Annotated in this window: 10 protein-coding genes; 6 read left to right on the forward strand and 4 right to left on the reverse strand. The window is 41.3% G+C overall.

Translation table 11 applies throughout. The annotated features are described in order from the left end of the window. Window positions 1-11 precede the first annotated feature (11 nt). The 5 genes from I4Q58_RS15715 (at window position 12) to I4Q58_RS03725 (ending at window position 7,569) form a co-directional block, all read left to right on the forward strand. Complete coding sequence (locus tag I4Q58_RS15715) at window positions 12-3,098, forward strand: choice-of-anchor B family protein (RefSeq protein WP_203293822.1); 3,087 nt, start codon at window positions 12-14, stop codon at window positions 3,096-3,098. A 195-nt stretch (window positions 3,099-3,293) separates the two neighbouring features. Then, the gene (locus I4Q58_RS03710; protein ID WP_203293824.1) at window positions 3,294-4,490 is read left to right on the forward strand and encodes a tail fiber domain-containing protein; all 1,197 of its coding nucleotides are present in this window, start codon (window positions 3,294-3,296) and stop codon (window positions 4,488-4,490) included. A 360-nt stretch (window positions 4,491-4,850) separates the two neighbouring features. Further along, window positions 4,851-5,033 carry a DUF5522 domain-containing protein gene (locus tag I4Q58_RS03715; protein ID WP_203293826.1) on the forward strand — a complete coding sequence of 61 codons (183 nt, stop codon included), beginning with the start codon at window positions 4,851-4,853 and terminating at the stop codon, window positions 5,031-5,033. Window positions 5,034-5,037: 4 nt separating this feature from the next. Continuing rightward, complete coding sequence (locus tag I4Q58_RS03720) at window positions 5,038-7,017, forward strand: urocanate hydratase (RefSeq protein ID WP_203293827.1); 1,980 nt, start codon at window positions 5,038-5,040, stop codon at window positions 7,015-7,017. A gap of 12 nt (window positions 7,018-7,029) precedes the next feature. Then, window positions 7,030-7,569: a DUF4136 domain-containing protein gene (locus I4Q58_RS03725; protein WP_203293829.1), complete on the forward strand. Its 540-nt coding sequence runs from the start codon at window positions 7,030-7,032 to the stop codon at window positions 7,567-7,569. Between the two features lie 55 nt (window positions 7,570-7,624). On the opposite strand, the gene I4Q58_RS03730 is transcribed toward I4Q58_RS03725, so the two are convergent. Next, window positions 7,625-11,008 carry a S8 family serine peptidase gene (locus I4Q58_RS03730; protein WP_203293831.1) on the reverse strand — a complete coding sequence of 1,128 codons (3,384 nt, stop codon included), beginning with the start codon at window positions 11,006-11,008 and terminating at the stop codon, window positions 7,625-7,627. A 355-nt stretch (window positions 11,009-11,363) separates the two neighbouring features. On the opposite strand from I4Q58_RS03730, the gene I4Q58_RS03735 reads away from it, so the two are divergent. Next, entirely contained in the window at window positions 11,364-12,455 is a 1,092-nt protein-coding gene (locus I4Q58_RS03735; protein WP_203293833.1) for a T9SS type A sorting domain-containing protein, read from the forward strand. A gap of 72 nt (window positions 12,456-12,527) precedes the next feature. On the opposite strand, the gene I4Q58_RS03740 is transcribed toward I4Q58_RS03735, so the two are convergent. The 3 genes from I4Q58_RS03740 to I4Q58_RS03750 form a co-directional block, all read right to left on the reverse strand. After that, window positions 12,528-14,141, reverse strand: a complete 1,614-nt coding sequence (locus I4Q58_RS03740) for a T9SS type A sorting domain-containing protein (RefSeq protein ID WP_203293835.1) — start codon at window positions 14,139-14,141, stop codon at window positions 12,528-12,530. Window position 14,142: 1 nt separating this feature from the next. Continuing rightward, entirely contained in the window at window positions 14,143-14,292 is a 150-nt protein-coding gene (locus I4Q58_RS03745; RefSeq protein ID WP_203293837.1) for a hypothetical protein, read from the reverse strand. Window positions 14,293-14,455: 163 nt separating this feature from the next. Continuing rightward, window positions 14,456-16,072: a tetratricopeptide repeat protein gene (locus I4Q58_RS03750; protein ID WP_203293839.1), complete on the reverse strand. Its 1,617-nt coding sequence runs from the start codon at window positions 16,070-16,072 to the stop codon at window positions 14,456-14,458. Window positions 16,073-16,085: the final 13 nt, after the last annotated feature.

Genomic DNA, 16,085 nt, shown 5'->3' on the forward strand with positions numbered 1-16,085 from the left:
CACCCCATTTCATGAAAAAACTAGCCTATCTCCTCCTACTGCTTAGCAGCACTCTCACCTTCTCACAATCCCCTTGTAGTGGAGGAAATGCTGGCGGTTATCCGTGCGACGGACTCACCCTACAATCACGTATATCCTTAGGCCAATTAGGAGCCTCTTCAGGAAACGATTCTTGGGGATGGACGGACCCATCGGACGGAAAAGAATATGCATTGGTTGGATTAAATAATAGTACCTTTTTTATAGACATTACTGATCCTGTAAATCCACGTCGTTTAGGACGCCTTATGACCCATACTGGCAATAGCGCTTGGAGAGATGTGAAAGTATACAACAATCACGCATTTATCGTTAGTGAAGCGAATGGGCATGGAATGCAAGTATTCGACCTGACACGTTTAAGAGGACTTTCGACCAATGCGAATCGAACATTCAGTGAAGATGCTCATCTTGGAACTTTTGGAGCGGCGCATAATATTGTCATTAATGAAAGTGAAGGAATTGCATATATTGTTGGAGCTAATGGAAGTGGATTTAACGGAGGACCTATCTTTGTAGATATTTCCAATCCAACAAGTCCGTTTGAAATATCCCGTTACAGCGGATTGGGTTATACCCACGATGCACAAGTAGTAACCTATAATGGGCCAGATTCAGACTACACTGGAAAAGAGATTTTTATAGGAAGTAATGAAGATGAAGTGGTTATTTTAGATGTGACCGATAAACTCAATATCCAAAGTATTGCTACAATTGATTACACAAACAAATCATATACCCATCAAGGCTGGTTCACCGAAGACCAGCGCTATTTTATACTTGGTGATGAACTAGATGAACAAGACAACGGATTTCCAACAAAAACAGTAATCTTCGATTTTAACGACTTAGACAATCCAGTCCATCACTTCGATTATTACGGACCTACAAACGCCATTGACCATAATGGATATGTTCGGGGAAATCGTTTTTATATTGCTAATTACGGAGCTGGATTGCGAATTGTTAAAGTTGACGATATCGCCAATCAAAATATGACCGAAATTAATTATTTCGACACGTACACTCCTAGTAACTCGGCTACCTTTCATGGTGCTTGGAATGTATACCCATATTTTGAAAGCGGAAATATTATTATTAGCAACTATGACGAAGGCTTCTTTATTGTTAAGGACCCATTATATGACAATGTAGATCCCGTAGCCAATTGCCAAGATATTACCATTACCTTAGATCGGCTTACGGGTGAAGCTACCCTTACAGCAGACGACATCGATAATGGCTCATCAGATAACTTCGGAATTACAAAAAAGAGTATCGATATTACAACTTTTACCTGTGATGATATTGGAACACATCCCGTTACTCTAACCGTTGAAGACGACTATGGAAACAAAAGTAGCTGCACCGCTACCGTTACAGTTGTTCCAGAAACTACCGCCTTTATCTCTGGCACATGGGATAATGGCACACCAGGCCCTGGTAGCAACGCAAAAATTTCACAGAATTACAACACCGACTTCGAGGGAAGCTTTAGCGCTTGTACTTGTGAAGTCGATGCTGCAAGAACTTTAACTATCGCAGCGGGAGACCATATAGCGATCGAAAAGGACATTACCGTTGACGGTTCATTGTTTGTGGCACACGAAGGAAGTGTGGTTCAAATCGATCCAAACGCTACAGTTACAAAGACCTCAGGTGGTTCTATTACTGTTGAGAAAGTTACGCCTACCTTGGCAGAGCGCGACTTTATGATTTTAAGTAGCCCTATGGATGCCGAAACCCGCACCGATGTGTATGGAAATTCTGTAATGGTACGAAACCATATTACGGGAAACTTTGTTCCGAACCCTGCGGTTGCAGCAGCATTCCCATTCGCGGAGAATTTTGCTGACGATAATGGCGATAATTGGGTGAACTATTCCGGCGTCATAAATGTTGGGGAAGGCTATTTGGTACGCCCACAGGATACACCAACCAGTAGCGGGTCGTTTACACTAAATTACACTGAAGGAACACTGAACAATGGAGATGTTAGCTTCCCAATTGTATATAACGGAAGCCAGAACGCAAGCCCCAATATGCTAGGTAATCCTTATGCGTCTGCTATAGATGCAGATGCCTTTATCGCTCAAAATGCCATGATCGATGCGATTTATTTCTGGGAACATATTACCGTTCCAAACCCAGGATACCCTGGATACAACCCTAACAACTATAGCATGGGAGATATCTCTATCTATAATGGTATGGGTGGTGTTGCCGCAGCTAATGATCCTGGCACCTCAACAACTCCTAATGGCTATATTGCCTCCGGACAAGGGTTTGGTGTGAAAGCGTCTGCAAGCGGAACAGCCGTTTTTACAAATGAAATGCGCGTTACCGGAAACAACGACGGTTACCGTTCCACTTCATTTGAAAGCGACAGAGCTTGGGTAAAGGCTACTTCTATGAACTATGAATTAGGAAGTGAATCGCTAATCGGATTTTCAGATGCTGCTACTAATGGCATCGATACCCAATTCGACACCAAGAGAATGGCTACTCCAGTATCGTTCTATTCTGTTTTACCTTCAGGTGAAGAATTGGCGATTCAAGGACGAGAAGCATTTGAAGATGAAGCACAAGTACCAATGGGTTTCAGCTCACAGTTGGAAGGAATGAGCCGCTATAGAATTTCATTAAGCAACGTAATGGGCGAAAATATGGTAGATGCGAAGATATTGCTCGTGGACACCTATTTGAACACCACTACCAATCTGAATGAGAGTTTTTATGAGTTCGAGAGCGAAGCCGGCACCTTTAACGATCGATTTATCTTACAGTTCAAGGCGCCAGAGATATTGGGCGTAGAAGATAGCGTTAGCTTTATAACGATCTACCCAAACCCAACAGAGAGCACCTTGACAATAGCGAGTCCCGCTACTTACATTCGAAATATTTCCGTATTCGATATAATGGGACGACGAATTAACGAAACCCTAGAGGGCGATGTCAATCAGCATTCTATCGATGTATCGAATTTGGAGACCGCCATCTATTTTGTAGAGATAAAAACGGACAATGGTTCAGTAACCAAAAAAATGGTTAAGAAGTAACGCAGCATCCTATCTTAAAATTTTAAAGCCCTCATAATGAGGGCTTTTTATTTTTTAACAATTCATCGATATTTTATGCTTTCTATCGTATTTTCATTAAGTAAATACTTAAAATATTGATAATTAAACAACTATATAGTATAATTGTTATGGATTTGCCCCAATTACAGATGTATCACCTTAAGATTATTAATTATGAAAAAGGCTATACTTTTACAGGGCATTATTCTTTCACTTTTATTCTTCGAAGCTCCAGTTTTCGCTCAAGTCGGGATTAACACAACTACACCTTCACCTGGATCATTATTGGATGTCCAAAGTTCTGAGAAAGGGGTTTTTATACCAAAAGTCGACATCACCGACCTCTCAACCATTGCTCCAATTACAGGAATCTCCCCTATCAATTTACCAAACGCCGACGGTTTGATGGTGTACAATACCAATACCACCACAGGGCCCGGTTTTTTCTTTTGGAACGGCTCAGGTTGGATCACCATTGACGGAGATAAAAATTGGTCTAAGCGTGGAAATTCCGGAACCCTACCGGGAACTGCTGCTGGCCAAGACTATTTCGGAACGAGCGACCTGCAGGATTTGATATTTGGCACTAATGGCTCAGAAGCTATGCGAATAGCTTCAACAGGAAATATGGGCATCAATGCCCCGTCTACACTTTCTAGACTAGAAATCTCCGAAGGAAGTGCTCTACAAGGCTCAATCTATTCACACATTACTAATACTGCATCAAATTGGTCGGCGGTTGAGGGTTATAACGCGAATATCTCTGGAGGTGCTGGCATGTACGGCATCGGTTTTACTGGCATTGTAGCTGACGGAGCTACAGGCATATCAGGTTATGGCTTCGTTGGAGTCGAGGGAATTCCAGTAGACCCCATAATAGATTGGGCTGGGTATTTTTTTGGAGATATTGGCATAAATAATGACAGTTATGCGACCAATTATTTCATATGGTCCGACTCAAGAATAAAGAGCAACATTTCTCCATTTATCAATGCTATTAGTTTAGTAAATCAATTAACTCCAGTAACATATGATAAAGCATTTAGTGTAACGAAAAACGACAGTGGTGTTTCCAATTTATCAAAAATTGAATCTCAACCATTAAGAGACAATAGTTCACAAAAATATGACTCCAATTCCATTGCAGAAATAGGCTTTCTCGCACAGGATGTGCAAAAAGTTTTTCCTCAATTAGTTCATAAACGAAAGATAAACCTAGCGAATTCAGATATTGAAGAGTTGCTCTCAGTTAATTATATTGGCCTTATTCCAGTTTTAACAAAAGCAATTCAAGAACAACAAACAGAAATAGAAGACCTGAAACAGCGGTTGCAGACATTAGAAGTAATGGTTCTCTCGGGTAAGGACTGATCAGCAAAACGCAAGAAATGCCCAAAAAGACCTCTTTTTACAATAACGGAGGTCTTTTTCATTTCTATACGCCTCTCGTTCGAATGAGATATTCCGATAGGCTTTATACCAATTGCCAATTGAAATCCATCGGCATAGAAACTCAATCCCGTACCATACATAAAAGAAAACAATCAATAGCTCCAGCTGCTGTCTAAGATGAATACGCTCGTGATTCAGGAAAACTAGGTCTCGCTTCAACATAGGATTCCCAACAAAAACAAAGGGCCAAAAGGCTAAGCCCACAAAACGTCTTCGAAATAAGTATCGGTTTACCAGCACAATCATACAGACAAGATAAGAAATTGGTATTTTTGTAACATGTGGTTCAACCGAAAAAAACCGGAATTGGAAGATGGCGATTACTATCTCACTCCAGAAGGCTATAAATGTTTTACCGAACAATATCATTTAAAGCGCGGCTATTGCTGCGAAAGCGGTTGCCGCCATTGCCCGTATGGGTTCAATAAAAAAACCGGAACACAAGACAGACGAAAACAATAAAAATATGACTTTTAAGGAATCGATCGCCCAAGGCATCCCAACGCAACTTCCAAGCCCTAAACCCTTTGAGGAAGAGGTTAACCATGCTCCAAAACGTAAGGAGATTCTTTCAGAAGAGGAAAAAAAGTTGGCCTTAAAGAATGCCCTTCGATACTTCAAAGAAGAACACCATGCCACATTACTTCCTGAATTTAAAAAGGAGCTTGAGACGCATGGTCGTATCTACATGTACCGATTTCGTCCTGATTACGACATGTACGCCCGGCCCATCACCGAATATCCAGGCAAGTGCGAACAAGCCAAGGCCATCATGCTAATGATTCAAAATAATCTTGATCCTGCGGTGGCACAGCATCCGCATGAACTGATCACCTATGGTGGAAATGGGGCTGTTTTTCAGAATTGGGCACAATACCTTCTTACTATGCAGTATCTTTCCGAGATGACCGATGAGCAAACATTGGCGATGTATTCTGGTCACCCAATGGGGCTTTTCCCCTCTCATAAAGATGCGCCAAGAGTAGTCGTAACCAATGGAATGATGATTCCGAATTATTCCAAGCCTGACGATTGGGAAAAATTCAATGCACTTGGGGTTACACAATATGGCCAAATGACAGCAGGCAGCTATATGTATATAGGGCCGCAAGGGATCGTACATGGTACTACAATTACGGTTTTAAATGGATTTCGAAAAATAGGAAAAACTCCCAAAGGAGGTCTCTTTGTTACCTCAGGACTCGGCGGAATGAGTGGCGCGCAACCAAAAGCAGGTAATATTGCAGGCTGTGTAACGGTTTGTGCGGAAGTGAATAAGAAAGCAACCCATACGCGTCATAGTCAGGGCTGGGTAGATGAGGTTATTTCAGATGTAAGCGAGTTGGCTAGCCGAGTGAAGCAGGCGGTAGCAGCCAACGAAACTATCTCGATTGCCTATGATGGAAATATCGTAGAGGTCTGGGAGCATTTTGCAGATGAACAAATCCATATCGATTTGGGAAGCGATCAAACATCTCTTCACAACCCCTGGGCGGGTGGGTACTATCCAGTAGGGCTAACGTACGAAGAATCCAACGAAATGATGGCGAAAGATCCGGAGCAATTTAAAAAAGAGGTACAGCGAAGTTTACGTCGCCATGCTGAAGCTATTAATAGACACACTGATAACGGGACCTATTTCTTCGATTATGGCAATGCCTTTCTTTTAGAAGCGTCACGAGCTGGGGCCGACGTCACCTCCGAAGATCCAACAAAGGAGTTCAAATATCCTTCCTATGTACAGGATATTATGGGGCCAATGTGTTTCGATTACGGCTTTGGTCCATTCCGTTGGGTTTGTGCCTCTGGCAGAGAAGAAGATCTTCAGAAAACGGATGCTATTGCTACCGAGGTTTTAGAGAAGTTGATGAAGGATTCACCGTCCGAAATCCAACAACAGATGCAGGACAATATTCAATGGATTAAAGGAGCACAGGAAAACAAGTTGGTTGTAGGGTCGCAGGCTAGAATTCTATATGCAGACAGCGACGGACGGATTCAGATAGCTGCTGCATTCAACAAGGCGATTTCTGAAGGCAAAATCGGTCCGGTGGTGCTAGGTAGAGATCATCATGATGTATCAGGCACCGATTCACCTTATCGAGAAACCTCAAATATTTATGACGGAAGTCGCTTTACCGCAGATATGGCTATTCAAAATGTTATTGGGGATGGATTTCGGGGCGCTACCTGGATCAGCATTCACAACGGCGGTGGTGTTGGTTGGGGTGAGGTAATAAACGGCGGCTTCGGTATGGTTCTTGATGGTAGTAAGGATGCACAGCGGCGACTAGAACAAATGCTCTTCTGGGATGTGAATAACGGAATTGCACGTCGGAGCTGGGCACGAAATAACGAGGCTATTTTCGCTATAAAAAGGGCGATGAAAGAGAACCCTCAGCTGAAAGTGACCCTTCCTAATTTCGTGAGTGAAGATTTACTATAAAAGATAACACCTATGAAAGTCCTTAGATTTTTACCCTTAGTAGCACTGCTTGCTCTTACCTCCTGTAGTACGGTACGTGTAGCAACAGATTATGATCGCAAAGCGAGTTTTGAAACGTATAATTCATTCGCTTTCTACAAGCCTGGAATCGACCAAGCCCAAATTAGCGATTTGGACAAGAAACGCATTCTGCGCGCTATCGATGCAGAGTTGAATGCGAAAGGCTTTAACAAGTCAGAGTCGCCAGATTTATTGGTGAGCATTTTTACCAAAGAACGCGAACGCGTAAATGTATACAACAATAATTTCGGCTGGGGTTGGGGCTGGAACCCTTGGTGGTATGGCGGTGGTTTTGGAAATACCGTTTCTCGTTCTACTGAAGGCAGTTTATATATCGACCTTATTGATGCCAAGACAAACGAACTGGTGTGGCAAGGAATCGGAAGCGCAAGGCTTATTACCTCAGGTGATATCGACAAAAAAGACCAGCGCATTCGCGAAATTGTTAGCGAAATTTTAGCGGAATACCCTCCTAACCGAGATAAAAAATAAGAGCATAAAAAAACCTCCCAAATTTGGGAGGTTTTTTTATTGATTACCATTAACATTACTTTTTTAGCAATTGCTTGGTAACAGAACCCATAGCAGTATTAATTCGTACAAAATAAGTTGCCGCTTGAAGGTTTGAAATATCCATTTGGTGTTGAGAACCACTAGTCTTTTCCTTCAACACTACGCGTCCCATAACATCATAAATAGTTACTTCCTCTATAGTTGATTGCGGCACCATTATCGAAACATATTTTGAAGACGGGTTCGGTACCATAATAGCATTTTCAGCAGAAAGTTCCGCTACATCCAAGGATTTTTCACGATAAAGCAAGGTGAAACGATCGTTAAACGTTCCTTCATGGCTTATAAATGTGTATTCACCAGCTTCTGATAGGTTCACTACTTCACCTGCATAATGATCAATAATCCAAATATTAGCGGCAGAGATGTCATCTCCCATAACATCACGGATAGCTATGCGGTATTCCTCTTCACTTTCAATTTGTGTTGAGAAACCAAGCTGAACTTCATCCATTTCATCAAAAGTGCTTCTACCTTGAATGGCCAACTCCTTCCCTCCTTCACTAAAAGAATAAAGGGAAACTGCGGTTGCCAGACGCTTGCTATCATATTGCGAATCATATCCTGAGGTTCCGTCTTCAGTATATCCTACGAGCATCGTGCTTCCTAGCTCATGGTTATCGTTGAAAACATTTAGCCATAGTCTATTAGCTTCAGAGACAGGCGCGCGATAGGTGTTGTTATTACCCACAATACGCATTGAGTTGTTAAAGACTGCTGTTCCTGCAGCGGTTGCCTTCACTCCAAAACCTTGTCCAGATGCTATATATTGCGTAGGAGTTGCGCCACCATTCGCGGCTGGTACTCCCCCCAATGAATTGTACATTGAAATATCACCCATATCATAATTATTGACATTATATCCTGGGTAAGTCGGATTAGGCGCCGTTACATGTTCCCAGAAATACAAAGCATCTATCATACTGTTTTGCGCTAAAAATGCATCGGCATCAATTGCTGAAGCATAGGGATTTCCGAGAATATTCGGACTGGCATTTGAATTACCATTATAAGTAATAGAAAATGAAACGATTCCATTATTTAATGTTCCCTGTGTATAGGTCAGGTCGTAACTACCACTTTCTGTCGGTGTATTTTGCGGTCGAACCAAATATCCTTCACCAGCGTTGATAGCACCTGAGTAATTAGTCCAGTTATCGCCATTGTCATCTGCAAAGTTTTCTGCTGATGGAAACATCGACGCTACACTAGGATTGGGAACAAAATTCGTAGTAATATGATTTCTAACCATAATCGCATCGGTATAAACTCCGTTTCGTGTTTCGGCAGTCATTGGGCTTCCCATGATCATGAAATCGCGCGCATTTAAGAATGGAGTTGTTTTCTGAACCTCAATAGTACCGTTGTTCGTTACAATAGCGCTATCGTCTATCTGAACTAAACTTCCTTCGTGTTCGATTATAAGAGTTGCTCCACTTTCAACTGTAATATCGCCATCTACACGGAGATGATCAGCACTGGTAACACGAAGTGTATTCCCTGCTTTAAGCGTAAAGCTACAGGCCTCGATGTCGCCATCCAAAGACGTATTGTAATCATCATCGATAACAACTCTCTTTGCAATATCGTCGGCGCCATTATTCCATGATCCACCAGTAAAAGTAGTGATGGAAGGACAGGTAGCAAGTTTACCTCCAGTGATAATCAGTGAAAAATCCTGAGAACCGCTAGAAAGACTCCCCTTATGGGTGACTGTTATAATATAGCTTCCTGAGGCTCCAGAAACATCGACCCTTTCGTACGGATCGACAGAATTATCGCCCGTTCCGTTAGTTGTGACACTATTTAGACGCCAAGGTAAGTATGTAGTAGTACTTTGCGTAATTTCAATATCAAGATCATTTACCAGCATTGCCGTAGTTGTGTTGGTCCCTCCTACTGCAGTCCCAGCAGGGTCTGTCCATGAAATTGACGCCATTAAATCCTCTGTCCCTGATGCATCGACTACCACTTGGTATGTTTGACCATTCGTCAAGGTAAGTTCCTCTACTTCAGCATTTCCATCGAGGTCAGCAGCAGAGATAGTTTCTGCGGCTTTCTTCGCATTTAAGAGTCCCCATCCGGTTTGCGCATCGGGACCAGAAGCGGCAATATCGTCGGCAGTATGTAGCGCTAACCCTTTCAAAGTCGCTGCCCTCATAAAAGACCCATTAAGGTTATCAAAGTGTTCTTGAAGCAACAACAAAGTTCCTGTTACGTTAGGAGCTGCCATTGAGGTTCCTGTTAAGTTGGCATATTGTGTATCGCTTCCATCCAAACAAGAGAGTAATGAAGTACCGTTACCAGTAAGATCTGGTTTGATTCTATAGTCATCTGTCGGACCTTCGCTACTGCTACCGTTTCTCGACACCGAAATCAGATTTCCACTTCCATCGATCGAGGCATCTTGGGCATTTGCAATCACCAAATTATTCTTTGCTACTGAATTTCCAGATAATTTATCATAAGCGGATAATCCTTCCATTGGAGAGGCATTGGATGAATTGTCGTTCCCATCGTTTCCAGCAGATACAACCATCAGATAATAAGGGGCATTATACATCAAGTTGTCCCAGTTGGCCGTAGAAGTTAAATATGCTCCAAAGGCCCAATCGGGAAGATCTGCGGCTATATAACCATAAGAGTGGTTAGATAACAACATCCCGTTAGCGGCTGCCGTCGTAGCTTCCGAAAGATCGTTGTTCCACTCATGCGTTAGGGCATCTGCCTGCCACGCCATACCTTTTGAAAGCGAGTAAGCCCCAGAGGCTACGATAGTCCCAGTAACGTGCTGAGCATGATAGCTATTCCCAGTTAATGTTGTAACGCCATCATTTACGGCAACCCTATTTGTTCCACCAGCACCATCAAATTCCTGGTGCGTAGTTCTTGTTGGCCCACCGTCCCAAACATGGGCAGTCATATCGTCTCCATTTAAATTAAGACCTAACCCCCCACCAGAGTTCAAATAGTTAGCTCGGGTAGAAACAGCTGCAGCAACATTATGCAGTGAATAATAAAGCGGAAATCCGTCATCGCTAATTGCCATCAATTCATCGTAAGATCCATCATCATTACTACGCTGAAGCGGAATATTTTGAATCAAGGCGTATTGCTCTGCTTTCCTTTTAGCAGCAATTTCTTGCTCTTGAAACGTTACGTATAGTTGCGATAACCGCTCTGTATCGTTTTTATCAATAATTTTATTATAGGACTTCGCACGCTTTCCACTTGTCTTTTTAAAAACCTTCAAAGAAGAAATAGTATCATCATGGTTAGTTTGTTGAGCTATTGCGTTCGATGAAATGAAAATAATAGCGCTTAACAATAGCACTTTTAACATGTTGAATTTTTTCATAATACAATAAAAATTAGGGGCTTAGTATTTTTAATGTTAATAATTTTAACATATATAGATGGTAAAAATAGTATTTTATCGATAATATCAAACATTTCAGCTATTTTTTTCGCTAAAATACACGGTTATAGCAGTTAAACTCTTCCCGAAACTCCATTAAACCGTTATAATTGATTTTTCACGATCATACGCTTGATGTATTTGAAGCCAATTAATTATCGAGATTAATACCGCCAACCCAGGGTAAAAACAGTAGAAGATAGGGGAAATCCCCTCTAAAAATTCAGCCTTATAACTCTAGGGTACAGCGCATTGCTCATATACTTTTGTGACACGAAACTATAATCCTATAATTATGAAAACAATTTTTACTCTTTTATTAATGTTATTATCGTTACTGTCGTTCGCACAAGCGCATGTATTTGTTCATACCGCTATGGCAAGCAACATTTCAGGGGATGCTTCTTTTATAGATCATCCGTTGTTGAATGAAAACCCAGGCGCTCAATTGGTAGTGAGCCATGTTTGGAATCCACCAGGTCTAAGTGGTGTTTACAACAACAATCGTACGGGTGTCTACTATAGTGATGTGGAAGAAAAATGGAGTGTTTATAATGAAAACGCAACCAACATGATTGAAGGCTCTTCCTATTTTGTTTATGTAGAACAAGGTGGTGAAGTGTATATGCACACTGCAACCGTTGATAACCAAGGTGGTTCAAATTCCTATACGGTTTTAGATCATCCCGATATCAATGGCGATCCAGAGGCTCAGGTAGTTGTTTCTACCTATTATAACGGTGGCAATTCTCGGAATGATTTCAATTATGGAACTTGGTATGATGGAAGTAATTGGATTCTTTTCACAGAAAGCGGGGATCCTATTGAATTAGGTGATACTTTCTTCGTAGCAATAAATGGCAGCGCCACTTCAACAGAAAGAATGCGCCATGTGGCCTCTGCAGGAACTATTTCAGGAAATTGGACTACTATTGATCACCCAATGTTGAACAATAATCCAGACGCTCGCTTTGTTTTCTTTCATAATTGGGGAGAAGACCCCTCTAGCGCTAATGTCCTTATGGACAAAGCTCTGGGAGCTTGGTATACTGGAACAAATTGGGCAATTTATACCGAAGACCAAAGTTCTTTTGCCGAAAATGCAGAATTCGATTTAATCATGCTCGATCCAGCACTTAATACCTCAGAGAACATTATTGAAGGCTTAACATATGCGCCAAACCCAGTTAGCGACATCATTACGGTTCAAGCTACTGAAGCTATTCAAACAATCAGTATTTATACTATTTTAGGTCTAAAGATGATGGAAGTAGCTCCAAGCAACGAATTTGTATCAATAGATATGAGCGATCTTGCAGCGGGGAACTATATCGCTAAAATTGAAACGGATACTGCTATGCAAAGCATTAAACTGATCAAGAATTAATCTGTAATGCCAAACCATAAAAAAGAGGAGCCACTATAAGCTCCTCTTTTTCATTCCAACCACTTATTCCAACTAATGTTTTATCATTTTCAACCCTTTCGAAATAGCATTGTTGGTTTCGATTTTCAAAAAGTATATTCCTGAAGAGAGCTCCGAAACATCATATACCAAATTCTTCTGTTCACTTCCTTCCAAAACCTTCAACCGTTGACCAAGTGAGGAATAGATTTCAACTTTTGTAATAGCTACATTACTCCATATTTGTAATTGATCATCAACAGGATTTACAAAGTTAATATCCGAAGCAATAGCTATGTTATCGATAGAAAGTTCTTCATCTATTACATTTTGAGCAAATACTCTCGGACCATCCCCCTTATCTTCAACAAAAACGGCTACACTTTGATTATTTACCGGCGTAGTATATTGAATTCGTGATTTGCTAGCCGCAAATGTCGCTACTGGCATTGCTTCATCGTCCCAAGCAAAATCGCCATTTTCATCTAAATAGACAGCTTGTAATTCCGATGGCGTAGCACCATTACCAACACCATCCTCAATTATAAATAAGGGACTATCTTCCTTCAGCTGCAAGGCTCCCATTCGTGCTTTGTCCGAACCTAGAGCATACACTTCCTTTCCATTTTCGGTGAGTAGTCTATCTCCGGTATCTTTATTAAATTTCTGTACAAAAACACCAAGCATGCTTTGTGTATCATCGGTATAATTGCAAACCGACCAAACCACATCGGAACCTTCCTCAAAGGCTATTGCAGAATCCGTCTCATAGTCCGTTTCATTAACATCAAAATCAGATCCATTAATACCCCATGGTAAAGAACCATCCGCGTTAACCCTTTGTAAGAACGAATCGAACCGTAAACCGGTCGCCGCAAAATATCCAACGAATACCGTATCACCATCCTGTGTAAAAGAATACTTTCTATTAAAAGCAGTAGCTTTATCTGATAGCTGCGCGTTTTCAGTCCATACTGCATTTCCATCGGCATCATATCGCTGAGCATACAAATTGGAATTGATACCGCCCGTCAATACGTGGAAAACAGCCATAACCTCATCGTTGCTAAGTTCAAACAACGCTGCAGGAGCGGTGACATCACTGCCATTCTCAATAGGCTGTGCCGATGGCCAAATTGCCGTTCCGCTACTATCGTATTTTTGCATTACGGCTCCGCTAGATGCCAACCAGCTTACCACTGCGCCGCCATTCGACATGGGTGCTATTGTAGCTACTTGTCCGCTTCCCACATTCACACCATCGGAAGGCCACAGGTGGTTTCCATCACTATCCATTTTAAATACAAATACGGGATCGCCACCACCTGTTCCGGTTACTCCGATATAAAGGTTATCATCGGCATCGACTTCCATATTCCAGAGCACCGTAAACGTTCCCATCGGAATTTGATCGCTAACCAGCATACCGTTGGTTCCTAGTGTTTGATTGCCATCAGCATCCAGAATTTGCAATCGCAACTGAATGTTTTCCGGTGCCCCGACATCTTCCCAGAATACGATATACGTCATTCCATCGGAAGTGCCTTTGGCTTGCAAATCCAGGGCTTCAGCATCAGCTACTAAGGTATTTACATCAGTTTCTGCAGTCCATTGCGCATTTGCAATGACAACCGTTAATAAAAGTAATAGGGTACTAATTGTTTTCATACTATTTGTTTTTAGTTGAAGTTTTCTTCTCATTATCAGAACCTAGCTCCTTGAGTAATTTTTTTAAGGCATTAATTTTATCGGTGTTGGCATCCAATAGATCGTCGAGGATGTTTTCCGAACCTTCTTTATTTTCTTCTTTCTTGCTCACGGAAAGGATTCCAATTTTGAATTCATTTCAAAAGTAATGTGAAGACAAGCAGCTCACTAATTTTTCACCCAACCAAAATCACTCTTAGGTGAAATCACACCCTTTTATTAGCACTCATTTAGAATTAAAAAACTGATTTACAAGTATTTGAAGTAGTTTGAAATTAATTAAATTTAGCTAGGTATAGTGATAAATCTGTTTCTGAATGGGTGAGCTCCAGCTTTTTACGAAGTCTCGTACGAGCATTTTCAACCGATTTTGGCGATTGACCGGTGAGTTGTGCGATTTCCTTGGTTGTTAAGTTTAACTTCAACAATGCACATAGCCGTTTATCTTTTGAAGTAAGTTCAGGATGTTTTTGAAAAAGCTTTTGGTAAAAGGATTCATGTACCTGTTCGAAGCGCGTTTCAAATTCTTCCCAAAGATTTGTGGAAGTATCGCGTTTTAATCGTTTGGCAATGGTATCGATGGCGTACTGGGTTTCCTTTTTGGCAGCCTTTCGTTTCACTTCCTTTAACTCCTGAAGTATCTCGCTAACGATTTCCGTTCGATGCATTTCCACCATCGCCTTTCCAATGAGTTCTTTATTTTTCAACTCTAAGTTAGCATTTAACTCTTGTTGTTTGGCTAACGCCAATTGCTTTTCCAAACGAACCTTTTGCCATTTGTTTCGATAGCGCACTACAATTATTCCTAATAGCAACAATGCCACAAGCAATGCCAAAAGAATGATATAGTTCCGTGATTCCTTCTTCGCTTCTTCCAACTGACGAATTTTTTCACGGTTTCGATACTCTTCTTCAACCAAAAGTCGCTCCACATTCACCCGTTTATCTTCCAAGTTAAGTGAATCCGTAATGGTAGCGTATTCTTCAAAATAGATGGAAGCTTCTTCAAACGCACCTTGTTCCAACAAACTTTTATACGCAAGTTGTGTAGCACGCTGGTGCTGAAAGGTGAGAGGAGCTACACTATCCAACAATTCTTCAGCATTCTTAGCATAAAAGGCTGCAGAATCTGCTTGATTTTGTTCCATATACATACCTGCCAACTCTGTATAAAGCCACGCTTCATTTCCAAGGTTTTCGTTTCTAATTCCAACTGATTGAGCTTTCGAAAAGAAGCTTTTCGCCTTTTCAAAATCTTTCTTTATAGCATAGGCGCGACCTAAGTTTGTATATATGTATTGGTTAAGATTGCTATCATTGAGGCTATTGGAAAGCGCCAGCGCCGTGTTGTAATACGCAAGGGAAGAATCTATTTCTTCATCCAAATAAAGCGTTCCCATATTATTTAGGATGGATGCTAATAGCACGGTATCCTTCTGCTTTTTTTGAAAATTGTATACCTTTCGAAAATAGTGAAGGGCTTGTTCTTTATTTTCACTTCGGGCGTATACGATAGCCAAATTATTTTCAAGCTTGAAACGATCCGAAGCAGGTTGTTTCGAGTAATATTCATACGCTTTAAGATAATTCTCCAACGCAATATCCACCGCATCTTTTGCGTAATAAATCTCTCCGGTTGAATAGTAAAAATCCGCCAGCACTATAGCATCATCTGAAGCAATGGCATTTTCCTTCGCAATATCAAGATAATAGAGGGCTCGTTCCCAATCGGAAATAGCCAGTTCTGAAGCAATTTGAACACTTAACGAAGCTTTCTTTGCTGAAGGAGTAGTATCCGCAAGACTATCAATAAGGTTATCAACCTGCTGTGAATATAGGGTTTGAAAGCAAAGTAAGAGAATGATTATTCGAAAAACCATCGGCGATGTCATAGAAAGACAAGGT

Origin of the sequence: Luteirhabdus pelagi (assembly GCF_016827595.1) — a bacterium.
Lineage (GTDB): Bacteria > Bacteroidota > Bacteroidia > Flavobacteriales > Flavobacteriaceae > Luteirhabdus > Luteirhabdus pelagi.

What these genes read in the sequence shown, in the direction of transcription:
- I4Q58_RS15715 (WP_203293822.1), top strand. Translation starts at nt 12, where the DNA reads ATGAAAAAACTAGCCTATCTCCTCCTACTGCTTAGCAGCACTCTCACC.
- I4Q58_RS03710 (WP_203293824.1), top strand. Translation starts at nt 3,294, where the DNA reads ATGAAAAAGGCTATACTTTTACAGGGCATTATTCTTTCACTTTTATTC.
- I4Q58_RS03715 (WP_203293826.1), top strand. Translation starts at nt 4,851, where the DNA reads ATGTGGTTCAACCGAAAAAAACCGGAATTGGAAGATGGCGATTACTAT.
- I4Q58_RS03720 (WP_203293827.1), top strand. Translation starts at nt 5,038, where the DNA reads ATGACTTTTAAGGAATCGATCGCCCAAGGCATCCCAACGCAACTTCCA.
- I4Q58_RS03725 (WP_203293829.1), top strand. Translation starts at nt 7,030, where the DNA reads ATGAAAGTCCTTAGATTTTTACCCTTAGTAGCACTGCTTGCTCTTACC.
- I4Q58_RS03730 (WP_203293831.1), bottom strand. Translation starts at nt 11,008, where the DNA reads ATGAAAAAATTCAACATGTTAAAAGTGCTATTGTTAAGCGCTATTATT.
- I4Q58_RS03735 (WP_203293833.1), top strand. Translation starts at nt 11,364, where the DNA reads ATGAAAACAATTTTTACTCTTTTATTAATGTTATTATCGTTACTGTCG.
- I4Q58_RS03740 (WP_203293835.1), bottom strand. Translation starts at nt 14,141, where the DNA reads ATGAAAACAATTAGTACCCTATTACTTTTATTAACGGTTGTCATTGCA.
- I4Q58_RS03750 (WP_203293839.1), bottom strand. Translation starts at nt 16,072, where the DNA reads ATGACATCGCCGATGGTTTTTCGAATAATCATTCTCTTACTTTGCTTT.